This window comes from Mycobacterium arosiense ATCC BAA-1401 = DSM 45069 (genome assembly GCF_002086125.1).
Classification (GTDB): Bacteria; Actinomycetota; Actinomycetes; order Mycobacteriales; family Mycobacteriaceae; genus Mycobacterium; species Mycobacterium arosiense.
Genome location: NZ_MVHG01000028.1, coordinates 48824 through 54824, shown reverse-complemented (window position 1 = coordinate 54824; position 6001 = coordinate 48824). Strand labels below are relative to the sequence as shown.

Annotated in this window: 6 protein-coding genes and 1 pseudogene; 4 read left to right on the top strand and 3 right to left on the bottom strand. The window is 68.6% G+C overall.

Annotation, left to right across the window (positions count from 1 at the left end; translation table 11 throughout):
* Positions 1–204, bottom strand: a pseudogene (locus tag BST14_RS13570) (alpha/beta hydrolase); the annotation flags it as partial.
* A 61-nt stretch (positions 205–265) separates the two neighbouring features.
* Between BST14_RS13570 and BST14_RS13565 the strand changes: the two are divergent.
* Positions 266–883, top strand: coding sequence for a TetR/AcrR family transcriptional regulator (locus BST14_RS13565; protein ID WP_083064938.1), 618 nt, complete (start codon positions 266–268; stop codon positions 881–883).
* Positions 884–889: 6 nt separating this feature from the next.
* Here the strand turns inward: BST14_RS13565 and BST14_RS13560 are convergent, their stop codons facing one another.
* Positions 890–1636 carry a DUF429 domain-containing protein gene (locus BST14_RS13560; protein WP_083064937.1) on the bottom strand — a complete coding sequence of 249 codons (747 nt, stop codon included), beginning with the start codon at positions 1634–1636 and terminating at the stop codon, positions 890–892.
* Between the two features lie 49 nt (positions 1637–1685).
* Here BST14_RS13560 and purB point away from each other — a divergent pair, with 49 nt between their 5' ends.
* The 3 genes from purB to BST14_RS13545 are packed head-to-tail and all read left to right on the top strand — an operon-like array spanning position 1686 to position 5376.
* Entirely contained in the window at positions 1686–3104 is a 1419-nt protein-coding gene (gene purB / locus BST14_RS13555; RefSeq protein ID WP_083064936.1) for an adenylosuccinate lyase, read from the top strand.
* The gene (locus BST14_RS13550) at positions 3101–4357 is read left to right on the top strand and encodes a cytochrome P450 (protein WP_083064935.1); all 1257 of its coding nucleotides are present in this window, start codon (positions 3101–3103) and stop codon (positions 4355–4357) included. Before purB ends, BST14_RS13550 begins: the two co-directional genes overlap by 4 nt.
* Positions 4354–5376 carry a tellurite resistance/C4-dicarboxylate transporter family protein gene (locus tag BST14_RS13545; protein ID WP_083064934.1) on the top strand — a complete coding sequence of 341 codons (1023 nt, stop codon included), beginning with the start codon at positions 4354–4356 and terminating at the stop codon, positions 5374–5376. Before BST14_RS13550 ends, BST14_RS13545 begins: the two co-directional genes overlap by 4 nt.
* On the opposite strand, the gene BST14_RS13540 is transcribed toward BST14_RS13545, so the two are convergent.
* Positions 5341–5961 carry a hypothetical protein gene (locus BST14_RS13540; RefSeq protein ID WP_083064933.1) on the bottom strand — a complete coding sequence of 207 codons (621 nt, stop codon included), beginning with the start codon at positions 5959–5961 and terminating at the stop codon, positions 5341–5343. The genes BST14_RS13545 and BST14_RS13540 overlap by 36 nt on opposite strands.
* Positions 5962–6001 lie beyond the last annotated feature (40 nt).

Below are 6001 nucleotides of genomic sequence, written 5' to 3'. Positions count from 1 at the left end.
CGCCGCCGGTGGAGCCGGATCGCGGGGCGGGCCGGGCGGCGGGGCCAAAGGCATCCGGGTGCCGGCCGTCGGTGTCGGCGCGGCGTGAGATGTCCGCGGTTCTAACAGGATGTCGAGCCCGTAGGCGCCGGCCGCGCCTAGGGCCGCGCTGGCGCCGAGGCCGAGCAGGGCGCGTCGGCTCAAGTCGGGCATGCGGGCCATTATGCCCGGGCCGTTTGGCCGAAATGGCAATGCAGTACCAGTTTGGCTGGCACGATGGCTAGTCGTGACTGCAGCGGTTACTCCAAAAGGAGAACGTCGGCGGTATGCGCTCGTCAGCGCAGCCGCCGAGCTGCTGGCCGAGGGCGGGTTCGAAGCGGTGCGGCACCGGGCGGTCGCGCGCCGGGCCGGATTACCGTTGGCGTCGACCACTTATTACTTTTCGTCTCTCGACGATCTGATCGCCCGCGCCGTCGAACACATCGCGATGATCGAGGTGGCGCAGCTGCGGTCGCGGGTCAGCGCCTTGTCGCGCCGGCGCCGGGGACCCGAGACCATCGCCGAGGTGTTGGCCGACCTGCTCGTCGGCGACGTGTCCGGACCGGGCCGTACCGATCAACTGATCTCGCGCTACGAGCGCCACATCGCGTGCACCCGGCTGCCCGAACTGCGCGAGACGATGCGCCGCAGCCTGCGCCAGCGCGCCGAGGCCGTGGCCGAGGCCATCGAGCGCTCGGGCCGGTCCGTGCACATCGAACTGGTGTGCACGCTGGTGTGCGCGGTCGATGGCTCGGTGGTCTCGGCCCTGGTGGAAGGCCGGGACCCACGCGCGGCGGCGCAGGGCGCGGTGGTCGATCTCATCGAGGTGCTCGCGCCCATCGATCAGCGGCCCGTGGAAATCTGACCGCCGCTACGGGTGGATCGGGTCCACCGGCAGCGACGGCGTCACGATGAAACCGGTGTCGAGGTCGCCGTAGATGGTCACGTCCTGAGGCCTGCGCTGCGCGTACAACGCCACGTAGGCACAGACCACGGCATCGACCGGGTCTTCGGCGCGGCGCAGTTCACTCTTGCGTTGCGCGGCCGTCACGGTGCGGCGCAGCGCGATCCAGCCGTCGTGGCCGGCCACCCGTAGTGGCACCGGGGCCCGGGCCAGTCGCTCGACGCCGTCCATCAGGGCCGACAGCTCGGACTTGAGCCGCTCGACGCTGCGGCCGGGCTTGGCCTTGTACTTCAGGGTGCGCTCGAGGCGGAACAGGGCGACGGTGGCCGCGTGGGGGTAGACCTCGATGGCCCGGCGGGCGGCCGGCGACCGCGGGTCCAGATCCAGGCGCAGCGCCGCGGCCAGCCGGCCCGCACGGGGGCCGGTGACGAATTCGGGCTTGCCGGTGTTGCAGGGGTGGGCGCCGGCCTCGTACTTGCGGAAATCGCGATTGAGGGCGGTCTCGGCGGGACGTTGCCCGGTCGGGTTGTTCACCACCAGCGGCGCATCGAAGGCGACCAGGCAATCGTCCCGCACGTAGGGGCGCAGCGCGGCCAGGATCTCGTCGTCGTCGCGGACCGCGCATACGCTGACCAGGGCGCCGCCGCCGTCGACGACGGCCAGGCCGGTCGGGTTGCGACCCGCCCAGGCGAGGTCGACGCCGGCGAAGTACATCCGCATAGGCTATGGCCGCGACCGTAAGCTGTGTGTTCGTGAGGACCAAGTGAGCATTCCGAATGTGCTGGCGACCCGGTACGCCAGCGCCGAGATGGTCGCGATCTGGTCGCCGGAGGCCAAGGTCATCGGCGAGCGCCGGCTATGGCTGGCGGTGTTGCGCGCGCAGGCCGAACTGGGCGTTGCGGTGCCTTCCGAGGCGATCGCCGACTACGAGCGGGTGATCGAGGATGTCGACCTGGCCTCGATCGCGGCCCGCGAACGGGTGCTGCGCCACGACGTCAAGGCGCGCATCGAGGAATTCAATGCGCTGGCTGGTCACGAGCACGTGCACAAGGGCATGACCAGTCGTGATCTGACCGAGAACGTGGAGCAACTGCAGATCCGGCGTTCGCTGGAACTGGTCTTCGCGCACGGTGTCGCGGTCGCGGCGCGGCTCGCCGAGCGGGCGGTGGCCTATCGCGACCTGGTGATGGCCGGACGCAGCCACAACGTCGCCGCGCAGGCCACCACGCTGGGCAAGAGGTTCGCCTCGGCGGCCCAGGAGACGCTGATCGCTTTGACCAGGCTGCGGGAGCTGATCGACCGTTACCCGCTGCGCGGGATAAAGGGCCCGATGGGCACCTCGCAGGACATGCTCGACCTGCTGGATGGCGACGCGGCCAAGCTCGCCGAGCTCGAACGGCGGGTCGCCGAATTCTTGGGCTTCGCAACGGTATTGACCAGCGTCGGGCAGGTGTATCCGCGTTCGCTGGACCACGACGTGCTCTCCGCGCTGGTGCAGCTGGGCGCCGGCCCGTCGTCGCTGGCGCACACCATCAGGCTGATGGCCGGGCACGAACTGGTCACCGAGGGATTCGCGCCGGGACAGGTCGGTTCGTCGGCGATGCCGCACAAGATGAACACACGCAGCTGCGAACGGGTCAACGGTCTGCAGGTGGTGTTGCGCGGTTACGCGTCGATGGCCGCCGAACTGGCGGGTGCGCAATGGAACGAGGGCGACGTGTTCTGCTCGGTCGTGCGCCGAGTCGCGTTGCCGGACAGCTTCTTTGCCATCGACGGCCAGATCGAGACCTTCTTGACGGTGCTCGACGAATTCGGCGCTTATCCGGCGGTGATCGGTCGCGAGCTCGACCGCTATCTGCCGTTTTTGGCCACCACCAAGGTGTTGATCGCCGCGGTGCGCGCCGGCGTGGGCCGCGAAGCCGCCCATCACGTGATCCGCGAACACGCGGTGGCCACCGCGCTGGCGATGCGCGAGCACGGCGCAGAGCCTGACTTGCTGGACCGGCTGGCCGCCGACGAGCGGCTGCCGCTGGACCGGGCGGCGCTGGACGCGGCGCTGGCCGACAAGCAGGCGTTCACCGGCGCCGCGGGCGACCAGGTGGACGAGGTGGCTGCGCAGGTGGAGGAGCTGGTGAACCGTTACCCGGACGCGGCAAAGTACGCCCCGGGTGCGATCCTGTGACGCCGGCCGGCGAGCTCGCGAAGATCGACTTAACCGATCTGGACAACTTCGCCAACGGATTTCCGCACCGGCTGTTCGCCATCCATCGGCGCGAGGCGCCGGTGTACTGGCACTCGCCGACCGACAACACCCCCGACGGTGAAGGCTTCTGGTCGGTCGCCACTTACGCGGAAACGCTTGAGGTGCTCAAGGATCCGGTGACCTATTCGTCCGTCACCGGTGGCACCCGACCCCATGGCGGGACGTTGTTGCAGGACCTGGCGATCGCCGGTCAGGTGCTCAACATGATGGACGATCCGCGGCATTCACAGATTCGGCGACTGGTCAGCTCCGGCCTGACGCCGCGAATGATCGCCTCCGTCGAAAACGACCTGCGCAGCCGGGCGCGGCGGCTGTTGGACGCGGTGGTCCCGGGTGAGCCGTTCGACTTCCTGGTCGATATCGCCGCCGAGCTCCCGATGCAGATGATCTGCATCCTGCTGGGCGTTCCTGAATCCGAACGGCATTGGCTGTTCGAGGCCATCGAACCGCAATTCGATTTCGGTGGTTCGCGCAAGGCGTCCCTGTCGCAGCTCTCTGTCGAAGAGGCCGGGTCGCGGATGTATGAGTACGGCCAGCGGCTGATCGCAGCCAAGCGTGCAAACCCGACCGACGACATGTTGTCGGCGGTGGCCAACGCGATGCTTGATGACTCGGAAGGTGATCACAGATCGGCCCTGTCCGACCTCGAGCTGTACCTGTTCTTCAGTCTCTTGTTCAGCGCCGGCGCGGAGACCACCCGCAACGCGGTCGCCGGCGGCCTGCTGGCGCTGGCCGATCACCCGGACCAAATGCGGTCACTGCGCGGCGACCTCGGGGCACTGCCTACGGCCGTCGAGGAAATGGTGCGGTGGACGTCGCCGTCGCCCTCCAAGCGGCGCACCGCCACCCGCGACGTCACGCTGGGCGGCCAGTCGATCGAGGCCGGGCAGAAGATACAGATCTGGGAAGGCTCGGCCAATCGCGACGCCGGTGTGTTCGAGCGTGCCGACGAATTCGATATCACTCGAAAGCCCAACCCACACTTGGGCTTCGGACAGGGTGTGCACTATTGCCTGGGCGCCAATCTGGCCCGGCTGGAGCTGCGGGTGCTGTTCGAAGAGCTGCTGTCCCGGTTCGGCGGGGTGCGGGTCGTCCGGCCGGTCGAATGGGCCCGCAGCAATCGGCACACCGGCATTCGCCACCTCGTCGTGGAGCTCAACGAAGAGCCGTGACGATCCGGCTCGCCGATGTCGACCCCGCACCCGATGTGTTCGCGGCGGTGATGGCGACGGGAATCTTGTCGATCGGCGCGCGCAATCACGGGTACCGGTTGATCAGCGACACCGTGGGCGTCATCGCCAGCCTCGGGCTCTTGTTTCTGGTTGCCCTGGTCGTGCTGAAGGCGTGCGGCCCGGGCCAGGGGCTGCGCTGGGATCTGACCGATCCCGACGTCACTCTGCGACTGATCACCTTCGTGGCCGCCTGCGCGGTGATCGACACCCGCTTGTCGTCCAACGTGTGGGTGGTGCGGGTGCTCGGCGCCCTCTGCCTGACATCCTGGCTGATGCTGATCCTGTTCAGCGCGCGAAACATGTTGGCGCACCGATGGACGGAGCTGCGCGACCGGGCACACGGCGCCTGGCAACTGGGCAGCGTGGGGACCTCGGGCCTGGCGATCGTGATCGCCCGGGCGGCCCGGCAGACCGGCCATCACTGGTGGCTGGCGGTGGCCGTGGCGGGATGGGTGGTGGCGCTGTGCGTCTACGGCCTGATGACCTGGCTGACGATGTGGCGGGTGGTCAACGAACGGCAGGACCGGGACGGCTTTGAACCCGACACGTGGATCCTGATGGGCGGCATGGCGATTGCGACGCTGGCCGGCGACAACATCCATGCGGTGGCTCCCGCCTGGATGGCGGGGCCGGTGCGGGTGGTCACCATAGTGACCTGGGTGGCGGCCACGCTGTGGATACCACCGCTGATTTACTTCGCGTTGCACCGCATCAGGCGGCATCCCAACATGCTGCAGTTCGCCGGTGCGTGGTGGGCGTTCGTATTCCCGTTGGGCATGTACTCCGCGGCCAGTTTTGCCATGGCGGTCGAGATCGGCCAGCGATCGTTGCTCACCGTTTCGCTGGTGTTTTTCTGGGATGCATTGGCGGCGTGGCTTGTTGTGGTCGTCGCCGGGCTGCTGCTGTTAGCGCGGGCGCTGCTCCTAAGCCCCGCGGACCGCGATACCGGCCGACCGTAGTTCGAGCGCGACCAGCGCGCCGATGGTCACCGGATCCTCACGGCGCCACCCGCCCACCGGATCCGCGCTGACGGCCATCAGTTTCCGGGCCGGGCGGTTGGTCAGCGCCCGCAGCGCCAGCAATTGCGTTCCGGCCGGCGTCGCGGCCAGCGCGGTCACCGTCAACTTGCGCCGAAAGAACCGAAGCCGCAGAAAAAACCACGGGAGCACCGCGATGAGGATCGGGACCGCGACGACCGCCATCGCCAGCAGCACGGCGAGCCAGCTGGCCGCCGTGTCCAGATCGTGGCCCGCGCCCGCGATGTCCAGCGCTGCATGACTGGCGGAGTTGAGCGGCTTGCTGACCGTGTCGCCCACCACCGGAATGTGCTGGGCCCCGTGGCCGGCGGACGCGAGGTTGCCGGCGATGCCGTTGGCGCCGCTCTCGACCTGCCGCCCGGCGTCGGCAATGGTGGCGATGGCGTCGTAGACGGCAAGCCCGACGAGCAGCCAGAGCAGCGTCCACACGACGGCGGCGAGGTCGCTGAGCAGCTGGACGGCCAGCCGGGCCGGCCTGGTGGAGTAGGGCAGAAACCGCGGTGTCATAGCCCCGATCCCAGCACAAACCCGGTTTGCAGGCGCCCGA

What these genes read in the sequence shown, in the direction of transcription:
- BST14_RS13560 (WP_083064937.1), bottom strand. Translation starts at nt 1,636, where the DNA reads ATGTACTTCGCCGGCGTCGACCTCGCCTGGGCGGGTCGCAACCCGACC.
- BST14_RS13540 (WP_083064933.1), bottom strand. Translation starts at nt 5,961, where the DNA reads ATGACACCGCGGTTTCTGCCCTACTCCACCAGGCCGGCCCGGCTGGCC.